Source organism: Brachybacterium sp. NPDC056505 (genome assembly GCF_042794925.1).
GTDB lineage: Bacteria > Actinomycetota > Actinomycetes > Actinomycetales > Dermabacteraceae > Brachybacterium > Brachybacterium kimchii.
The window spans coordinates 1-18,296 of sequence record NZ_JBHTSV010000052.1; the positions used below are offsets into that span (position 1 = coordinate 1).

General features: G+C 72.4%; 15 protein-coding genes and 1 pseudogene. 7 read left to right on the forward strand and 9 right to left on the reverse strand.

Annotated features, from left to right (window positions below):
* The first annotated feature begins 80 nt into the window (after positions 1-80).
* Positions 81-1,418 carry a glycoside hydrolase family 32 protein gene (locus ACFQ53_RS16685; protein WP_377861767.1) on the forward strand — a complete coding sequence of 446 codons (1,338 nt, stop codon included), beginning with the start codon at positions 81-83 and terminating at the stop codon, positions 1,416-1,418.
* An 18-nt stretch (positions 1,419-1,436) separates the two neighbouring features.
* Here ACFQ53_RS16685 and ACFQ53_RS16690 read toward each other — a convergent pair whose 3' ends face one another.
* Positions 1,437-3,119, reverse strand: coding sequence for an MFS transporter (locus tag ACFQ53_RS16690; RefSeq protein WP_377861769.1), 1,683 nt, complete (start codon positions 3,117-3,119; stop codon positions 1,437-1,439).
* A 119-nt stretch (positions 3,120-3,238) separates the two neighbouring features.
* Between ACFQ53_RS16690 and ACFQ53_RS16695 the strand changes: the two genes are divergently transcribed.
* Positions 3,239-4,021, forward strand: coding sequence for a patatin-like phospholipase family protein (locus ACFQ53_RS16695; RefSeq protein WP_377861771.1), 783 nt, complete (start codon positions 3,239-3,241; stop codon positions 4,019-4,021).
* Between the two features lie 10 nt (positions 4,022-4,031).
* On the opposite strand, the gene ACFQ53_RS16700 is transcribed toward ACFQ53_RS16695, so the two are convergent.
* The gene (locus tag ACFQ53_RS16700) at positions 4,032-4,538 is read right to left on the reverse strand and encodes a hypothetical protein (protein ID WP_377861774.1); all 507 of its coding nucleotides are present in this window, start codon (positions 4,536-4,538) and stop codon (positions 4,032-4,034) included.
* A 199-nt stretch (positions 4,539-4,737) separates the two neighbouring features.
* Here ACFQ53_RS16700 and ACFQ53_RS16705 point away from each other — a divergent pair, with 199 nt between their 5' ends.
* Both ACFQ53_RS16705 and ACFQ53_RS16710 read left to right on the forward strand, forming a co-directional pair.
* Positions 4,738-5,175, forward strand: coding sequence for a hypothetical protein (locus ACFQ53_RS16705; RefSeq protein WP_377861776.1), 438 nt, complete (start codon positions 4,738-4,740; stop codon positions 5,173-5,175).
* Positions 5,172-5,621: a hypothetical protein gene (locus ACFQ53_RS16710; protein WP_377861779.1), complete on the forward strand. Its 450-nt coding sequence runs from the start codon at positions 5,172-5,174 to the stop codon at positions 5,619-5,621. The genes ACFQ53_RS16705 and ACFQ53_RS16710 overlap by 4 nt, the downstream gene beginning before the upstream one ends.
* A 140-nt stretch (positions 5,622-5,761) precedes the next feature.
* On the opposite strand, the gene ACFQ53_RS16715 is transcribed toward ACFQ53_RS16710, so the two are convergent.
* From ACFQ53_RS16715 to ACFQ53_RS16735, 5 genes and pseudogenes are all read right to left on the reverse strand, one after another.
* Positions 5,762-6,277: a ferritin gene (locus tag ACFQ53_RS16715; RefSeq protein WP_377861782.1), complete on the reverse strand. Its 516-nt coding sequence runs from the start codon at positions 6,275-6,277 to the stop codon at positions 5,762-5,764.
* A 304-nt stretch (positions 6,278-6,581) separates the two neighbouring features.
* Positions 6,582-8,090, reverse strand: a complete 1,509-nt coding sequence (locus ACFQ53_RS16720; protein WP_377861785.1) for a Dyp-type peroxidase — start codon at positions 8,088-8,090, stop codon at positions 6,582-6,584.
* Between the two features lie 46 nt (positions 8,091-8,136).
* The gene (gene efeO, locus ACFQ53_RS16725; RefSeq protein WP_377861788.1) at positions 8,137-9,492 is read right to left on the reverse strand and encodes an iron uptake system protein EfeO; all 1,356 of its coding nucleotides are present in this window, start codon (positions 9,490-9,492) and stop codon (positions 8,137-8,139) included.
* 81 nt (positions 9,493-9,573) lie between these two features.
* Positions 9,574-10,443, reverse strand: coding sequence for an iron uptake transporter permease EfeU (efeU, locus tag ACFQ53_RS16730; RefSeq protein WP_377861791.1), 870 nt, complete (start codon positions 10,441-10,443; stop codon positions 9,574-9,576).
* 190 nt (positions 10,444-10,633) lie between these two features.
* Positions 10,634-11,172: pseudogene (locus ACFQ53_RS16735) on the reverse strand (ABC transporter permease).
* Between the two features lie 293 nt (positions 11,173-11,465).
* On the opposite strand from ACFQ53_RS16735, the gene ACFQ53_RS16740 reads away from it, so the two are divergent.
* Both ACFQ53_RS16740 and ACFQ53_RS16745 read left to right on the forward strand, forming a co-directional pair.
* The gene (locus tag ACFQ53_RS16740; protein ID WP_377861793.1) at positions 11,466-12,572 is read left to right on the forward strand and encodes a GNAT family N-acetyltransferase; all 1,107 of its coding nucleotides are present in this window, start codon (positions 11,466-11,468) and stop codon (positions 12,570-12,572) included.
* A 31-nt stretch (positions 12,573-12,603) separates the two neighbouring features.
* Positions 12,604-13,143 carry a MarR family winged helix-turn-helix transcriptional regulator gene (locus tag ACFQ53_RS16745; RefSeq protein ID WP_377861796.1) on the forward strand — a complete coding sequence of 180 codons (540 nt, stop codon included), beginning with the start codon at positions 12,604-12,606 and terminating at the stop codon, positions 13,141-13,143.
* A gap of 14 nt (positions 13,144-13,157) precedes the next feature.
* On the opposite strand, the gene ACFQ53_RS16750 is transcribed toward ACFQ53_RS16745, so the two are convergent.
* Both ACFQ53_RS16750 and ACFQ53_RS16755 read right to left on the reverse strand, forming a co-directional pair.
* Complete coding sequence (locus ACFQ53_RS16750; RefSeq protein WP_377861799.1) at positions 13,158-14,264, reverse strand: PLP-dependent cysteine synthase family protein; 1,107 nt, start codon at positions 14,262-14,264, stop codon at positions 13,158-13,160.
* 2 nt (positions 14,265-14,266) lie between these two features.
* The gene (locus ACFQ53_RS16755) at positions 14,267-16,714 is read right to left on the reverse strand and encodes an ATP-binding cassette domain-containing protein (protein ID WP_377861802.1); all 2,448 of its coding nucleotides are present in this window, start codon (positions 16,712-16,714) and stop codon (positions 14,267-14,269) included.
* Positions 16,715-16,786: 72 nt separating this feature from the next.
* Here ACFQ53_RS16755 and ACFQ53_RS16760 point away from each other — a divergent pair, with 72 nt between their 5' ends.
* A complete protein-coding gene (locus ACFQ53_RS16760; RefSeq protein WP_377861805.1) occupies positions 16,787-18,223 on the forward strand; it encodes a mycothione reductase in 1,437 nt (478 codons plus the stop codon).
* Positions 18,224-18,296 lie beyond the last annotated feature (73 nt).

Genomic DNA, 18,296 nt, shown 5'->3' on the forward strand with positions numbered 1-18,296 from the left:
CCTCTCGCGAGAGGCGGCGGGCCCAGCGCCGTCCGAACTGTCCCGCTCCGCCCCGTCCCCGAGCCTGAGGTGCTGCCGCCATGACCCACGCCCCTGACCCCTCCTTCCCCGCCCTGCACCGCGTGCACCCGACGGGCTGGATCAACGACCCCAACGGGATCGTGCGCACGGACGACCGCTGGCACGTGCACTTCCAGCACAACCCGGCCGCGCCGCGGCACGGGGACATCCGCTGGGGCCACATGTCCTCTCCCGATCTGGTGAGCTGGCGCGCCGAGCCCGACAGCCTCGTCCCGCGCCCAGGAGAGGCCGACGCGGGCGGCTGCTGGAGCGGGGTCGCCCTCCTCGATCCCGCCCGCGACCACGCGCCCGCCCTCGTCTACTCGGGCGTCGACGGCGCCCGGAACGATCTGGCGCGGGTAATGCTCGCACGCACCAGCGAGGACATGACCGAGATCCTCGAACCGGGTCACGTGGTCGCGGACCTCCCCGAGGACCTGCATCTGCTGGGCGTGCGGGACCCCTTCGTGTTCGAGGCCTTCGGGCGGCGTTTCGCGATCCAGGGGGCTGGGATCCTCGACGCCGCGGGGACGAACGGAGACCACGCCGCGCCCGCGATGCCCGCGCTGCTGCTCTATGGCTGCGACGACCTGGAGAGCTGGGAGCTGCTCGGCACCCTGTTGACCGGGGAGCACCCGATCGCCGGCGAGACCGCGCCCGCGGAGATCTGGGAGTGCCCGCAGCTGGTGCAGGTGGACGAGGACTGGGTGCTGCTGCTCTCCCTGTGGGATCGCCGAGGCACGACAGAGGGACGGACCTCCCGCACGGTGCACCTCGTCGGCTCTCTGGAGCAGGACGAGGACGGGGCCCCGCGTTTCGTCGCCCGCGCCGGCGGCCCGATCGACTCCGGCCCTGATCTCTACGCGCCGCAGGCGGTGCAGGACCGCGAGCACGATCGTGTGCTGATGTGGGGCTGGTCCTGGGAGGGGGAGGGACGCACCCAGGAGCAGGCCGACGCCCAGGGCTGGGCCGGATGCCTCACCTTCCCCCGCGAGCTCGCGCTCGAGAACGATCGTCTGCTCGCGCGGGTCCCGCGGGAGATCGACGCGCTGCGCGCACGCGAGGAGCTCGTGATCGGCAACGCCGTCCAGGTCGGGCCGCCGCCGCGCCTCGAGGTGCGCGCACCGCACGGTGCGCGCGTGGAGGTGCTCGCGACGGACGGCGGCGCCCATGAGGTCGTCGCCCTCGACGGCGCCCTGCGGATCTTCGTCGACGGCAGCCTCCTCGAGGCGATCGGGGAGCGCACCCTGCCGCACACGCGCCGCGTGCACCTCGCCGATGGCGAGCGGCTGCGGATCAGCGGGCAGGAGCTGCAGGCCTGGAGCCTGCGCATCCACGAGTCGGAGCCCACCGCGTAGGCGGCACAGCGCCGCGGCTCAGTCCGTGACGGAGTGTCCGGCGGCGCGCGCCACCTGGAGCGCGCCCAGCAGGCCGAGCACGAGGAACACTCCTGCGCCGATCATCGCGCTGCGCGAGCCGTCGGTGAACAGGTCCTCCATCGAGGCGATGAGGTCGCCGGGGGCGCCCTGCGCCCGCAGCCCCTGCAGCGATCCGCCAGCGGACTCCGCGAGGGCCTGCGCGGCCCGGGCCGTCGGCCCCGTCATGTCCTGGGAGGATCGGGTGAGACCCGAGGCGAGCAGGGCGCCGGCGACCGAGGACCCGAGCGCGGTGCCCAGCTGCCGGACGGTGGATTGGGTGGCGGACCCCTGGCCGGACTCGTCGACGGGGACGTCGGCCAGCACGGTGCTGGTGAGCTGCGCGGAGGCGAGACCGAGGCCGATCCCGTAGACGACGAGGATCGCCGTCATCAGCGCGAGGGGCAGCTGCGGACTGAGCAGGAGGACCAGCGCGAGGACGCCGATCACCTCGAGCACCAGCCCGATGGTCACCGTGCGGGGCGCCCCGAACCGTGCCGCGACGTGCCGGGCCATGGCCCCCGAGAGGAAGGCGCCGACGGCGAGCGCCGCCATCACCAGCCCGGCGCCCATCGTGTCGAGCCCCCGCACGTCCACGAGGTACAGCGGCAGCGTGAACAGCAGCGCGAACTCGCCCACGGCGACCGCGGCGGCCGTGAGCGATCCCCAGGCGAAGGTGGGGAGGCGGAACAGTTCGAGGTCCAGCAGCACGTCGCGTCCCCGGCGCAGCAGACGGCGCTCCCGCAGCAGGAAGGCACCGAGCAGCACGACGCCGACCAGCAGCACGGGCGCCACCACCGAGAGGCCCGCGGGGCCGCTGATGCTCGCGCCGAGCACCTTCAGGGGCTTCTCCTGGGTCAGCCAGCCGAGGTCCGGCCCCTCGATGATGCCGAAGACGAGGAGCCCGAGAGCGAGTCCGCTCAGCAGCGCCCCGGACAGATCGGGCACGCCCGCGCGGCGCGGGGAGGCGGGGGCGGTGGTGGTGGCTGACGCGGTCCCGGTCGCGGAGGACGCGGGCACGGGGGAGGAGGCGCGCGTGTTCGCGACCCAGAGGCCGGCGCCGATCAGCACGAGGGCGCCCAGCGGAAGGTTCACGAAGAACACCCAGCGCCAGCTCACCGACGAGGACAGCCATCCGCCCAGCAGCGGGCCGAGCGCCGCGGCGCCGGACATGACAGCTCCCCACACCCCGAACGCCGCCGCGCGCTCCCTGCCGCGGAACGTGGCGTTCACGGTCGAGAGCGTCGAGGGCATGATCATCGCGCCGCCGATGCCCTGGACGAAGCGAGCGGCGATCAGGGCGGCGCCGCTGCCGGCCAGCCCGGCGACGGCCGAGGCGAGCGCGAACACGACCACGCCGACGACCAGCATCGTGCGTCGGCCGAGACGATCCCCGAGCCGGCCCGAGGGCAGCAGGAGCGCGGCGAACACCACGGAGTACAGCGAGTTGACCCACTGCGCATCGCTGATGTCCAGTCCCAGGTCGCCGATGATCGCGGGCAGGGCGATCGTGACGATCGAGCCGTCCAGCACGATCAGCGCGAGCGCGAGGGCCAGCACTCCCAGGGCTCTCCAACGGCGCGGGTCGGGCGAAGGGGCGGGGGTGGAAGGAGCATCGGACGGACTGAACTGACGCTGTGTCATAACAGTGACGGTAGTCGGGTCGCGGGCTCGGTTCAAGAGTGAGGTGACGTGTTGTCAGAAAGGTCCATCGAAAGGTGGAGCGCCGTGCGCTCCGTGCCGCGCCAGGTAGCCTCGCGAGCATGAGGATCGAACTCGTGCTCGGGGCCGGATCGGCCTACGGGCTCGCGCATCTGGGCGTGCTGCGGGCGCTGCGCGAGCGCGGTCACGAGATCGTGCGCCTGCACGGCTGCTCGATGGGGGCGCTCGTCGCGGGTGCGGTCGCGGCCGGGAGCATGCGCACGCTCGAACGGCTCGCGGATCGGGCCGGCCCGCTGGACGCCCTGCGGCTGGTCGATCCGCCTGCTCGCGGCGCAGGGCTCGTCGGCGGACGACGGATAGAGCGGCTGCTCGACGAGCTCTACGACGACCGCCGCATCGAGGACCTCGACCTGCCGCTGCGCGTGGTCGCGACCGACGTGACCACCTGGCTGCCGGTCGCCTTCGAGAGCGGGGAGCTGCGTGCGGCTGTGCGGGCCTCGATCGGCGTGCCCGCCCTGCTGCCGCCCATCGAGATCGACGGCCGCGTGCTCGCCGACGGCACGCTCGTCCAGCCGCTGCCGATCCCCGACCAGCCCGACCCCGAGGCGCAGATGCTGCTCGCCGTGAGCGTGCTTGGCCCGCCGTCCACGCACCCGTGGGCCGCCGGCGTCCCCCGGCGGCGCACGGCCCGCTACGTCATGGACTCCCTGAGCATCGCCCAGCACGGCATCGAGCTCGCGGTGCTCGCCGCCCATCCCGAGGCGGCGCTGCTGCAGCTGCCCGCGGGGGACGGCGCCTCGGCGCTGTCGTTCCATCGGGCGGGACGGATCGCCGCACGCGGTCATCTGATCGCCCGCCAGCAGCTTCCCGCCCTCGGGCTCTGAGGGCCCCGCCTCAGGGGCGGCGGCCCGTGTCCGGCGCCGCCACCACCATCGGACGATGCAGGTGGAGGCGCGGGACGGTGCGGCACAGGCGCTCGCACACGGCGTCGACGGCGGGGACGCCCACCATCCCCACCCAGAGGGCGCGATCGCCCACGGCGGGGTCCTCGGGCACGAGCCATTCGTCGGCGAAGGCGCTCAATGCCGCGGCCGCGCGCTCGCCGCGCGGCAGGGCGGGACCCGGCCGGGGCTGCGACGCCTCGGGAAGGCCCAGGGAACGGGCGGCCGAGGGATGCGCGCCGCGTGCGCCCCACAGCGACTCGGCCGAGAAGGGCACGAGGCGCGGCAGCACCGTGAGCATCATGCGACCGGGCAGATCGAGCGGAGGGCACCGGGCGCGCGAGAGCTCGAGGACCACCGCGCCGCCGACATCGTCGTTCAGATGCTGGCACATCGTGAAGATGAGCCCCAGATCATGCTCGTCGCCGAGGATCAGGCAGCGGTCCGGCAGGTGCTCCACGTCAGTCCTTGCACTGGTGCTCCCCGGTGCCGATGACGGCCCGCCGGGCTGGTGGGCAGGGCGTGCGCCCCGCGGTGACGACACCGTAGACAGGTCTCCTGCAATTTCGCAAAGCCTGACTTGCGGAAATGGACACGTCTCCAAGATGACGGGACGTCGGTCCCGGTCGCGGGTGGGCCCCGCGCGGTAGCGTCGAGGCGTGAACGCCTCCGATCCCGCCACCGATACCGCCTCCGGCTCCTCTCCCGTCACCTCCCTCGAACTCCTCGCGGACGAGCTGCTCGACGCCGCGGCCTCGGCGCACAGCGGCCGCGCCGGCCGCCCCTTCCACGGGATGGATGCGCGGGTCGATGGCGGGCCAGCGCACGGAGCCGGACGCCCGGGCGTGCTCACGCAGATCGTCCTCGCCCTCACCGAGGGCTCGTGGCTGTCGAACCACGAGAACCCCGGGGAGGCGACCCTGCAGACCCTCCGGGGACGGGTGCGGATGCGGGCGGGCGAGCGCACGTTCGACCTCTCGGTCGGGGAGCTGCTGGTGATCCCGCAGGAGCGCCACGATCTCGTGGCCCTCGAGGATGCCGTGGTGATCCTGACGATCGCCCGTCACGCCGAGGCCGGGCAGGAGCGGCGGGCATGAGCGCGCTCGCCGTGGTCCTCGCCCTCACCTTCGTGTGGATCGGGCTGATCGTCGGGCTCTCCTTCATCGAGGCGCCCATGAAGTTCCAGGCACCGGGGATCACCCTCGCCCTGGGCCTCGGGATCGGCCGGCTCGTCTTCCGGGTCCTGCACGCCGTGCAGATCGCGATCGTCGTGGTCGTCGCGGTCTGCCTTGCGGTAGGGGCAGACGCGGGCATCCCGGTGCCCGCCGTGGCGGGACTCGTGCTCGCGATCCTCATGCTCATCGGCCAGCTGGCCCTGGTCCAGCCTCGTCTGACCCGCCGCTCGAACGCCGTGCTCGCGGGCGAGGACGCCCCGCGATCGCGCGCGCATCATGTCTACGTCGCACTCGAGCTCCTGAAGCTCGTGGGGCTCCTGGTCGGCGGCATCACACTGCTCGCGCACCTCGTCGCGCTCGCCTCCTGAAGCGGTCGCCCGGCCCGCGTGACGATCTGAGCGGGCCCTGACGCACGGACGGCCCGGACAGCAGAAGGTGTCCGGGCCGTCCGCATCCGCGGTCGCGGCCGCTCAGGCCGCGAGGGGATCAGGCGTCGATCGCGGAGCGATCACTCCTCGTCGGAGACCGCCGGGGTGCGCGCGCCGAGCTCGGCGTCCAGGCGCAGGATGCCCGAGCCGTCGCCGCCCACGCGCTTCACGCGGCCGATGATCTCGGAGACGGTCGACTCCTCCTCGATCTGCTCGTCGATGAACCACTGCAGCAGCGGCACCGAGTCGAGGTCGCCCTCCTTGTCGGCCGAGCGGTAGAGCTCGCGGATCGACTCGGAGACCTTCTCCTCGTGGGCGAGGGCGGCCTCGAAGATCGCGAGCACCGAGAGGCCCGGAGCGACCTCGGGGGCGGCGATGGTGCCGATCTGGGCGTGGTTGCCGCGGTCGGAGACGTGGGCGATGAACTTGTTGGCGTGGACCAGCTCCTCCTCGGCCTGGGCCTGGAGCCAGGCGGCGATGCCGGGGAGGTCCTGCTCGTCCGCCTCGACGGCGAGCTGACGGTAGGTGGCGAATGCGGCGAGCTCCAGGGTGATCTGGGACTGGAACTTCTTCTCGAGATCAGTGCTCATCTTCATGGAGCTGACACTAGCCGCCCGATCCGTCGTTGTCAGCCATGAGAAGGCTCGGCTTCGTCGCCGAGCAGTATGCCTTGGGCGGGCGCGCCAGCGCCCCTTGCCGGAGTCGTCCGGCCGGGCATCGGTGCAGGTGGGGGAGTGGTCCTGGGGTCCACCGGGCCGCGACGGCGACTCGGGGCCACGGGCCGGAGCGCGCGCGGGCCCTCGACAGGCGGAACGGGTGTGACCAGGACTACTCGCTTGCCGCACGCGGTCCTCGGCAGTCGGTCGCCGGAGGTCCGTCGACGGGCTCGGACACAGCCCCTCAGCCGCCGGACGGACCGCCGTCGGACACCTCGCCGCCGCCGGACGCACCACTGTCGGACACCTCGCCGTCACCGCCGAACAGTGCCTGGCCGAACATGGTCTCGCCCTCGGCGACCCCCGGCAGGATCGCGAACAGGCCGCTCGCGACGTGCTGGAGGTACTCGGTGAGGGCGTCGTGCTTGGTCATCCGTTCCAGGACCGGGTAGAAGCCCGTGCGGGGATCGCGCACGAACGCCTCGAAGAACAGCCCCGCGTTGATGCGGCCCAGCGAGTCGCTGCCCTCGGTGTAGTTAAAGCCGCGGCGCAGCATGCGCGCCCCGTCGTTCTGCTCGGGGGAGACCATGCGGATGTGGGCGTCGGTCGGGATCAGCGGTGAGGCGGAGCCTCCGGCCGTGAGGTCCGGCGCCGTGAACTCCTGCGAGGCCGACGTCGGTTCGGGGACCGACAGCGGCGCGCCGAAGCGCTTGTCGCGGCCGATGATCTCCTCCTGCTCGAGCAGGCGCAGACGGTCCCAGACCTCGAGCTCCATGCGGATCTTGCGGATCATCAGATAGGTGCCGCCGCGCAGCCAGTCCGCGCCGTCGTCGTCCGCTCCCACCCAGAGGTGCTCGGACAGCGCCTCCGCGCCGTCCTCCGCCTTCATGTTCGAGGTGCCGTCCTTGAAGCCGAAGAGGTTGCGGGGCGTCTCCTGCTCGGTGGAGGTCGAGGAGGTGCGGCCGTAGCCGATCTGGGTCCAGCGCAGCGCGGCCGACCCGAAGGCCAGACGGGTGAGGTTGCGGATCGCGTGCATCGCGACCTGTGCGTCGTCCGCGCAGGCCTGCACCACGAGGTCCCCGTCGGACTGGGCCTCGCGCAGGGTCTCGTTGGCGAAGCGCGGCACCCCCTGGGTGAGCACCTCGGTCGCGCGCGAGGCGAGGCCGAAGCGGTCCCGGCCATCCTCGTCGCGGAACAGGGAGGGGCCCGCGCCCACGGTGATCGTGAGCGAGCTGGGCGGATATCCCCAGGCCTCGCCGGTGTCGCGCGGGGCGGCCTGACGGTTCGCGAGCGGCTGCCCGCCCACGAGCTCGCCCGCGCACATCTGCTCGCTCGCCGTGCACCAGGTGCCCATGAGCTCGCGCAGATCGGCCAGGCTCGTCGCGGTGACGTCGTAGGCGGCGGTGAACAGGTAGTCCTGCGCGGGGGTGACGATGCCCTGCTGGTGCTCGCCGCGGAAGGGGTGGGAGGTCTCCAGCGGGTCGGGCGTCGATGCGGGCGGGGGAGCCGCGGCCCGCCCGCCCGTGTAGCCCAGCAGGCCGCCCGCGACCAGTCCCGCCCCGGCCGCCCCGAACAGGCCCCGCCGGCCGACGCCCCCGCGGCCGGTCCCGTCGGCGGCAGAGGCGGCGGGACCGGCGCTCTCAGGATCGCTCGACGCAGGATCGGTCGACGCGGGATCGGCCGACGCAGGAGCGGTCGGCGCGGTGCCTGCGGTCTCGGAAAAGTCGGGGCCTGGGTCGTCGTGGCTGGGCATGAGCCTCTTCGAGGGGTGCGGGAGCGGCGGGGCGGGCCGGTGCGGATCAGTGCAGGATCGTACCGGCGACCTTCGAGAGCTCCTCGGCGAGCGCGTTGATGACGTCGGAGATCGCGCGCTGCTCCTTGGTGTAGTCGTTGTCGCCGGGTGCCTCGCCGGCGTCCTCCTGGACGGCGGCGATCGTCGAGTAGTCCACGTACTTCGGCGAGCCGTCGGGGGTCTTGCCGTCGACGTGCTTGTCGAGCTCCTTCTGAACGGCGTCGAACTTCTCGCCGAGCGAGGTGTCCAGGTCCGCGTCCTTGGCCTTCACGAGGTCCTGGACGTTGCCGTAGGCGACCTTCGCGCCGTCGAGGTTCGCCTGGAAGTCGTCGAGGTCGGTGTGGGAGAAGGTATCCTCCTCGCCGACGATCTTGCTGGTCGCGACCTCCTCCATGAGGCCCTGCGCACCCTGGACGACGTCCTCGAGGGTGACGGCGAAGGTCGCTCCGCCCAGGCCCTTCTCCTTGCCGTAGACCAGGTCGTAGAGGGTCTGGATGTTGGCGGTGAGTTCGTCGGCCGCCTTCTTGCGCTCGGCGTCGGAGGCGAAGGAGAAGGGGGAGCCCTCGTCGGTGAACAGGTCCGCCTCGATGCGGTGCCAGCCGGTCCAGGACTTCAGCACGGAGGGGTCGGTGACCTTCTTGCCTGCGTCGGCCGCGAGGTCCTGGACGCGCACGTCCATGGCGACGTCGAGGTCGCCGGCCTCCTTGATGCCGAAGGCCTCCGCGGTGGGCTCGATGCGCTCGTAGAAGCGGCGGCCCTGCGGGAACAGCGCCTTGGCCTTCTCGGCCTCCCCGGAGGTAAAGGCGTCGGTGAACAGCTTCGCGTTGCTCACGAGCGCGCCCACCTGGTCCTTGATGTAGGCCGTGTAGTCGGTGACGGCCTTCTCCTCGAGCTTCTTCGTGTCCTCGTCGACCTCGACGTCCTCGCCCTTGGTGACGGTGAACTCGGCCGCGCCCACGAGGTCGCCCACCATGTTCGGCTTGCTCGCCGTGAAGTACGTGCCCTCCTTGAGGGCCGTGGTGAGCTCGACGCTCGTGCCGGGGCCGATGTTCTCCTTCTCCGAGACGATGCGCAGCTTGTCCTGGGCGAGGATCTCGAACTCGTTGGGCACGCTGCCGGTGTTCTTCACCGAGAACGTGACCTGGCCCGAGGGGATCGTCGCGGCCGACAGCGTGCACGCGTCGTCCGTGATGGTCACCGTGATCGTGCGCGAGTCGCCGCCGTCGGCGTCCTCGGAGGCCGCGGGGTTGTCGGTGCACGCGGCGAGTCCGAGGCCCAGGGTGGCCAGCGGCGCGAGCCCCAGTAGGGTGCGGCGAGGGAGCGGACGGCGGTCGGCGCGGATCGTGGGAGAGGTCGTGGACATGGGAGCTCCTGGTCGAGGAATGCGGGATCGGGATCTGGTCGGGATGGGTGGGAGCGGGGCGAACGACGGGCGGCCCGGGTCTCAGGCGTGGGCGTCGTGGAGCTCGGCGGCGGCGCGTGCGCGGCGCGGCGAGGCGGTGCGGACGAGGAACAGCGCTGCGACCGGGACGATGTAGACGAACCAGGCGATCACCTGCAGGACCGTGGGGTTCAGGTTGACCTGGAACATGGCGTTGAGCACCACGTACAGCCAGTAGACCGGTGAGCCGGTGTCGGGCAGCAGGGAGGAGAGGTTCCAGGCGCGCGCGGTGATCCCCGGCAGCACGCCGGCCTCCTGCAGGTCGCCGAGGCCGTAGGCGGTGATCCCCGCGGCGACCAGGATCAGGAAGGCGCCGGTCCAGGTGAAGAACTTCCCGAGGTCCAGGTGCACCGCGCCGCGGTAGATCAGGACGCCCAGCGCGATCGCGATCGCGAAGCCGAGCACGATGCCGATGGTCGTCGAGTACACCGAGCTCTCGAGGGAGGACTTCACGGTCGCCCAGAGGATCAGCGCGGTCTCCACGCCCTCGCGGCCCACGGCCAGGGCGGCGATCACGACCACGCCCCAGGCGCCGCCGCGGCGCAGCGCGCGCTCCATCCCGCTCTCGAGGTTGCGCTTCATCGATCGCGCGTTCTTGGACATCCAGAAGATCATCCCGGTGGTCAGCGCGACCGCGACCAGGCTGAGGGAGCCGCCCAGGACCTCCTGCGCCTGGAAGGTGAGGGTCTTGGGGCCCCAGGTGAGCACGGCTCCGACGGCCAGGGGGATCAGCGCCGCGATCACGACGCCGGCCCACAGCTTCGGGAGCACGTCCCGTCGTCCCGACTTCACGAGATAGGCGACGAGGATGCCGACGACCAGCGAGGCCTCGAGGCCCTCGCGCAGCGAGATCAGCAGGTTCGGCAGGAGCATGTGGCCTCCGGGCCCGTCGGCCGCGGTCTCCCGCAGGTGGCCGTGAGGCCGAGCGGGGCGGGCGCGGGAGACGACCACTGGGATAGAAGGGACATCTGTTCCCTCAAGGTAAGCCTTGCCTTCATGCGCGTCCACTGCGGCGGATGGGGCGTGGGTCACGCCTCGTCGGGCGGCGGGTCGCGTCTCGCGCCTATGCGGCTTCGCGGCGCCGCGGGGAGTCCGCGCTGCACAGCCGCGGTGCGAGGCCGAAGGCGACCACGGTGCTCGTGATCGCCGCGGTCGCCATGATCCCCGCGAGCACGACGATCTGGAATCGTCCGGCCTCGAGCGGGGAGATGCCGCCGAAGATCGCGCCGACGAAGGAGCCGGCATGGTGACCAGCCCCGTGGTGCGGGTCTGGTCGGTGGAGGGGATCAGGGCCTCGTGGACCGCGTGGCGCGCGATCGGGGCCGTGGCCTGCCGGGGTGTCGCTCCGAGCCCCAGCCAGCCCTCGATCTGCTCCCAGCGGTCGTCGGCCGCCTGCAGGAGGCGCCTGCCGGCGAGGGTCGCCGTCGACATCGCGCTGCCGATGATGATCCCGCCGATCGCGAGGGCGCAGCGGGCGGAGAGCTCGATCGCACCGGTCGCGAACACGACCACGACGGTCGCGAGGATGCCGGCACCCATCCCGGCAAGCACGAGAGGCAGGTGCGCGCGCAGGTCCCCGAGCCGGTGCGTGCTGGTGAGCACGGCCGCGACGGACCGGTGGGATTCGTCGCCGCATCATGCCGGACGGATCCTCCGACGGACTGAGGCGCGGGGCATCGTCCCGGGCCTACGGCCGGGGACAGCGTATCCGGCGGCGAGGACGCGTCCCGGTCCGTCCGACGGGGCTCGCGGTCAGGTCTTCCGGCCCGCCGTCCGCCCTCCGACGCTCCGACCGGGAAAGCACTGCTCGGCGCAGGCGCCGATCTCCCTCCACGAGTGCGGGCACAATGGGAGCGCCGGTGCAGAGTGCCACGGGCGGGCGGGGGAGACGGGCCATGACGGAGCGGACGGGCGGGAACACCCCGCGCGAGCGGGAGGCGCGGCGCCTGGACCCCTCCCGCGTCCCGGCGACCCAGGTGAGGCTGCGGCCGCTGCGCCTGGACGACGCCGCCGAGCTCGCGCGGCTCGAGCACCGCAACCGCAGGCATCTGCTCAGCGGCGCTCCGCGGCGCGGCGACGACTGGGCGACCCCGCCCGGGCAGCGCGCCGCGATCGCCCGCATGCTCGCGCAGCACGACGCCGGCACCTGCGCACCCTTCGTGATCCTCCTCGACGACGATCCGGACGCCCCGGGCCGGCTCGTCGGCCGCATCACCCTCCAGCAGATCGTGCGCGGCCCCGCCCAGTGCGCGAGCGTCGGCTACTGGATCGACGAGGCCGAGTCAGGCAGAGGAGTGGTCACCCACGCCCTGCGCAAGCTCGTCGCTGTCGCCTTCGAGGGGCTCGGCCTGCACCGGCTCGAGGCGAGCACGGCGGTCGGCAACGAGGCCTCGGTCGCGGTGCTGCGCGCGAGCGGCTTCCAGGAGATCGGCTACGCACCGAGCATGCTGCGCCTCGGGATCGCGGGCGAGGGCTGGGCCGACTGCCGCCTGTTCCAGCTCGTCGACTCCCGGACGGGCGACGGCACGGGAGGGTCGGCCGGTGCGACGAGCATGTCGGACGACGGGACGAGCAGCACGGACGCCGACTGGCCACGGATCCGCGCCGAGGTGCCCGGGCTCGCCGAGGCCCTCGCGCTGTACCGGGCCGTCGGTTGGAACGCCTATACCGAGGACCCGCAGACCCTGGGCCGCGCGCTCGCCGGCAGCACGCGCGTGGTCACCGCGCGAGAGCGGGGGCGCCTGGTGGGCCTCGCGCGCGTGATCAGCGACGGGGCGAGCATCGCCTATCTGCAGGACGTCCTCGTGGACCCGGATTGCCGGCGCGCGGGCATCGGCAGGGAGCTCGTGCGGGAGGCCTTCGCACCCTTCGCCGCGGTGCGCCAGCACGTGCTGCTCACCGACGCCGACCCGGGCCAGCGGGCCTTCTACGAGGCGCTGGGCCTCACCGAGGCGCACGACGTCCGGCCGCCGCTGCACGCCTTCCTGCGCCTGCGGCCCTGAGCGGTTCGATGCCGCGGGCTAGGATCCCCGTGTGAGCCCGGCCGCAGCAGACCCCGAGGACGCCGGCGCATCGCATCCCGCGTCGGCCGATGGTGCCGCGGCGAGCGGCGCCGGTGCCGAGCTGCGTCTGGACGGCGAGGAGGCGATGCTGTTCGATCTCGCCGACGCGATCGTGGGGCTCGCCCGGCGCATCCAGGTCGCCGACGTCCAGACCGCGGGAGTCGCCTCGCTGACCGGCACCGAGATCGCGGTGCTGCGCTGGGTGCATCGCCACCCCGGCACGACCTCCGGCGAGACCGCCCGCGCCACCGGCCTGCACCGCAGCAACATGAGCGCGGCGCTGCGGGGCCTGGTGAGCAAGGGCCTCGTGCTGCGCGAGGGGGACCCCGGGGACTCGCGGCTCGTGCACCTGCGCCTCACCGAGCTCGCCGAGCAGGACAGCCGGCGCATCCGACTGCACTGGGCCGAGGCCCTGCGCGAGAGCCTCCCGACCCTCGGTGCGCAGGACCGCGCGGCGCTCGAGCGCTGCGTCGACCTGCTCACCTCCTGGGAGGGGATCGGGCCGCGCTGATCAGGCCGTGCCGCTCAGCCCTCGCCGAGCGGCAGGGCACGGGAGAGCTCTTGCACCCAGGGAGCGAGGTCCCATCCCTGGTCCGCGACCCAGTCGTCGTCGAAATAGGTGCGCGCGTAGCGCTCCCCGCCGTCGCACAGCAGCGTCACCACGCTGCCGCTCTCGCCGCGCTCGCGCATCCCGGCGATGATCCGGGAGGCGGCCACGAGGTTGGTGCCGGTCGAGGGGCCGATGCGCCGGCCCAGCCGCTCGGAGGCATAGCGGGTCGCGGCGACCGAGGCGGCGTCGGGCACGCGGATCATGCGGTCGACCACCCCGGGCACGAAGCTCGGCTCCATCCGCGGGCGGCCGATGCCCTCGATGCGCGAGCCGCCGCCCTGCGCGCTCGCCGGGTCCCCGCTCTCCCATCCCGTGAAGAACGCCGAGCCCTCCACGTCGGCGACGGCGAGGGAGGTGGGCAGGCGGTGGTAGCGCACGTACCGGCCCAGGGTCGCGCTCGTGCCACCGGTGCCCGCACCCACCACGAGCCAGCGCGGCACCGGGTGCGGCTCCTCGGCGAGCTGCTCGAAGATCGAGCGGGCGATCGAGTTGTGCCCGCGCCAGTCCGTCGCGCGCTCGGCGAAGGTGAACTGGTCCATGAACAGGCCTCCGCACGAGGCGGCGAGGGCGCGGGCGGCGCCGTCCATCTCGCCCGGCCGCTCGACCATGTGGCAGCGCCCGCCCTCCGCCTCGATGAGGGCGATCTTGCGGGCGCTCGTCGCCCGCGGGATCACCGCGACGAAGGGCACGCCGAGCATCCGCGCCACGTGCGCCTCGCTCACGGCGGTCGACCCGGAGGAGGCCTCGATGACGGTCATGCCCGGACGCAGCCACCCGTTGACCAGCGCGTACATGAACAGGGAACGGGCCAGGCGGTGCTTGAGGCTGCCCGTGGGATGGGTGCTCTCGTCCTTGAGATAGAGGTCGATGCCCCAGTCGGCGGGAAGGTCGGGCTTGAGCAGGTGGGTGTCGGCGCTGCGGCGGTCGTCGGCCTCCAGGCGCCGCACCCGTTCGGCGACCCAGTCGCGCAGGTCCGGGTCGGAGCGGTCGACGTCCTCGAGCGCACCCAGCAGGTCGTCCATGGTCACATCGTCCCCTTCGCCGTCGTCGCGTCCGTCCCTGCTGCGTCTGCCCCGCCTGTCGCCGACGATTCCTCCCCGCCTGCGTGGGCACCGGACACGTACGCCGCGAGGGCCTCGCCGGTGAGGGTCGAGGCGTCGGCGACCAGCCGGGCGGGCGTGCCCTCGAAGACGATGCGTCCGCCGTCCTGGCCGGCGCCGGGCCCCAGATCGATGATCCAGTCGGCGCGGGCCATCACCGCCTGGTGGTGCTCGATGACGATCACGGACTTCCCGGAGTCCACGAGGCGGTCGAGCAGCTCGAGCATCTGGGCGACGTCTGCCATGTGCAGGCCCGTCGTCGGCTCGTCGAGGATCAGGATCCCGCCCTTCTCGCCCATGCGGGTGGCGAGCTTGAGGCGCTGGCGCTCGCCGCCGGAGAGGGTCGTGAGGTTCTGCCCGATCGTGAGGTACCCGAGCCCCACCTCCTGCAGGTGCCGCAGGATCTTCGCGGCCGCGGGCACCTTCGCCTCCGCGCCGATGAACAGCTCGAGCGCCTCGTCGACGCTCATCTCGAGGACGTCGGCGATGGACTTCCCGCCCAGGCGGTACTCGAGCACCGAGGCCTGGAAGCGCCGGCCCTCGCACTCCTCGCACACCGATTCGACGGTCTCGAAGAAGCCGAGCTCGGTGAAGACCACGCCGGCGCCCGAGCACACGGGGCAGGCGCCCTCGGAGTTCGCGGAGAACAGGGCGGGCTTCACGCCGTTCTGCTTCGCGAAGGCCTTGCGGATCGGCTCGAGCAGGCCGGTGTAGGTCGCGGGGTTCGAGCGCCGCGAGCCGCGGATCGCCTGCTGGTCCACGACGATCGCCTCGGTGCCGCGGGGGAGGGAGTCGTGGATGAGGGAGCTCTTCCCCGAGCCCGCGACGCCCGTCACCACGGTGAGCACTCCGAGCGGGATGTCGACGTCCACGCCGCGCAGGTTGTGGGTGCTCGCCCCGCGGATCTCGAGCGCGCCCGAGGCCTCGCGCACGTCCTCCTTCAGCGGCGTGCGGGCGGACAGGTGCCTGCCGGTGAGGGTGTCGGAGGTGCGCAGCCCGTCGACGTCGCCCTCATAGGTGATGGTGCCGCCGTCGCGGCCCGCGCCCGGACCCAGGTCGACCACGTGGTCGGCGATCGCGATGGTCTCGGGCTTGTGCTCGACGACCAGCACGGTGTTGCCCTTGTCCCGCAGGGTGCGCAGCAGGTCGTTCATGCGGGAGATGTCATGGGGGTGCAGTCCGATCGTGGGCTCGTCGAACACGTAGGTGATGTCGGTGAGGGAGGAGCCGATGTGCTGGACGAGCTTGGTGCGCTGCGCCTCGCCGCCGGAGAGGGTGCCGGAGGGCCGGTCGAGGGAGAGGTATCCCAGGCCGATGCCGACGAAGGCGTCCAGCAGCGCCTGGAGGGACTCCAGCAGGGGCTCGATGCCCCGGGGGGCCAGGCCGGCGACCCAATCGCGCAGTTCGGTGACGGGCAGGGCGCTCACGTCGCCGATCGAGCGGCCGTCGATGAGCGAGGTGCGGGCGTGCTCCGCGAGCCGGGTGCCCTCGCAGTCGGGGCAGGTGATGAACGTGACCGCGCGATCCACGAAGGCGCGGATGTGCGGCTGCATCTGCTCGCGGTCCTTGGAGAGCATGGACTTGCGGATCTTCGGGATCAGGCCCTCGTAGGTGAGGTTGACGCCCTCGATCTTCACCTTCACCGGGTCCTTGAACAGGAAGTCCTCGCGCTGGCGCTTCGTGAAGTCCTGGATGGGGACGTCGTCGGGGAAGAACCCGGAGCCGCGGATCACGCGCACCGTCCAGCCGTCGCCCGTGTACCCGGGGATCGTGAAGGGATCCTCCGACAGCGACTTGGAGGCGTCGAACAGCTCGGTGAGGTCGAGGTCGCTGATCGACCCCATCCCCTCGCAGCGCGGGCACATGCCTCCCACGCGGGAGAACGTGGTCTTCTCCGCGAGGGTCTTCCCGCCCTTCTGCACCGTCATCGCGCCGGCTGCGCTCACGCTGGGCACGTTGAAGGCGTAGGCGCCGGGGCCGCCCGCATGCGGCTGGGCGCGCTTGGAGAAGAGCGTGCGCAGGTGCGCCGCGGCGTCGGTGATGGTGCCGACGGTCGAACGCGGCCCGCCGCCGAGCCGTTCCTGACCCACGGTGATGGCCGAGGTCAGCCCGTCCAGCACGTCGACGTCGGGCCGGGAGGTCTGGGGCATGAAGCCCTGCACGAAGGCGCTGTAGGTCTCGTCGATCATGCGCCGGGACTCGGCGGCGAGGGTGCCGAAGACGAGCGAGCTCTTGCCCGATCCGGAGACCCCCGTGAACACCGTGAGCCGGCGCTTGGGCAGGGTCACCTCGACGTCGCGCAGGTTGTTCTCCCGCGCGCCGACGATGCGGATCCGGTCGTGGGTGTCGGCGGGGTGCGGGGATGCGCTCATCAGGTCTCCTTCTGCGGGACGCGGCGGGATCGAGTATGCCGTGCCGCAGGCGCTCCCGCGTAGTCTGCGTCGGTGACCCATTACGACATCGCACTCATCGGCTCCGGCTCCGGCAACTCCTTCCCGGGCCCCGAGTTCGCCGGACGCTCCATCGCCTACATCGACAAGGGCGTCGGCCCCGACCAGGTCTTCGGCGGCACCTGCCTCAACGTCGGCTGCATCCCCACCAAGATGTTCGTGCACACCGCCGACCTCGCCGCGACCCCCGCGGAGTCCGGCCGCTTCGGCGTCTCCGAGACCCTGGACGGCGTGGACTGGCCCGCGATCCGCGACCGCATCTTCGGCCGCATCGACCCCATCGTCGAGGGCGGCGAGGCGTACCGCCGCGACCACGAGGACAACGCGAACCTCACCCTGCTGCGCGGGACCGCCCGCTTCACCGGGCCCAAGGCCCTGCACGTGGACCTGCGCGACGGCGGCAGCGAGGAGATCACCGCCGACACGATCGTGCTGGGCGCCGGCTCGCGCCCCACCATCCCCCCGATCGAGGGCCTGGCGGACGCGCGCCCGCAGACCTCCGACACCATCATGCGGATCGACGCGCTGCCCGCCTCGCTCGTGATCCTCGGCTCGGGCGTGATCGCTCTCGAGATGGCGCACATCTTCTCCGGGCTCGGAGTGCGCGTCAGCCTCGTCGCGCGCTCGGGGCGCCTGCTGCGCGCGGCCGACGACGACGTCTCCGCCCGCATCACCGAGCTCGCCCGCGAGCAGTGGGACGTGCATACGGACGTCACCACCACCGCGGTCCGCCGTGAGGGCGACGGCAGCGTGGTCCTGCAGGGGACGGCGACGGGGGACGGCGGAGAGAAGGACGTCGAGATCCGGGCCGACGAGATCCTCGTGGCCGTCGGGCGCCGTCCGAACTCCGACCTGCTCGACGTCGCCGCGGGCGGCATCGCCGCGGCCGACGACGGCTGCGTGCGCGTGGACCCGTACCAGCGCGCCCTCGGCGAGGACGGGAAGGTGCTCGAGGGCGTCTGGGCCTTCGGCGACCTCTCCGATCCCGTGCAGCTCAAGCACGTGGCGAACCATCAGCTGCGCGTGGTGCGCCACAACGTCCTGCACCCTCAGGACCTCGAGCGCTCGGACACGATGCCGGTCCCCGCCGGGGTGTTCACGCATCCGCAGATCGCGATGGTGGGTCTCACCGAGCGCGAGGCCCGGGCTCAGGGGCTCGACGTGCGCGTCGCCGTGCAGGACTACTCCTCGATCGCCTACGGCTGGGCGCTCGAGGACACGACCGGCTTCGCGAAGATCCTCGCCGAGGCGGGCACGGGCAGGATCCTCGGCGCGCACATCATCGGCCCCGAGTCGACGATCCTCATCCAGCTGATCATCCAGGCGATGAGCACCGGGCAGACGGTCTCCGAGCTCGCCCGCACCCAGTACTGGATCCACCCCGCGATGCCCGAGCTCATCGAGAACGCGCTGCTGCAGCTGACCGACTGAGGGCGGGACCTCACCGCTCGACCCGGCCGACGCAGCACATGACGACGGCGCCGCCCCCGGACGGGGACGGCGC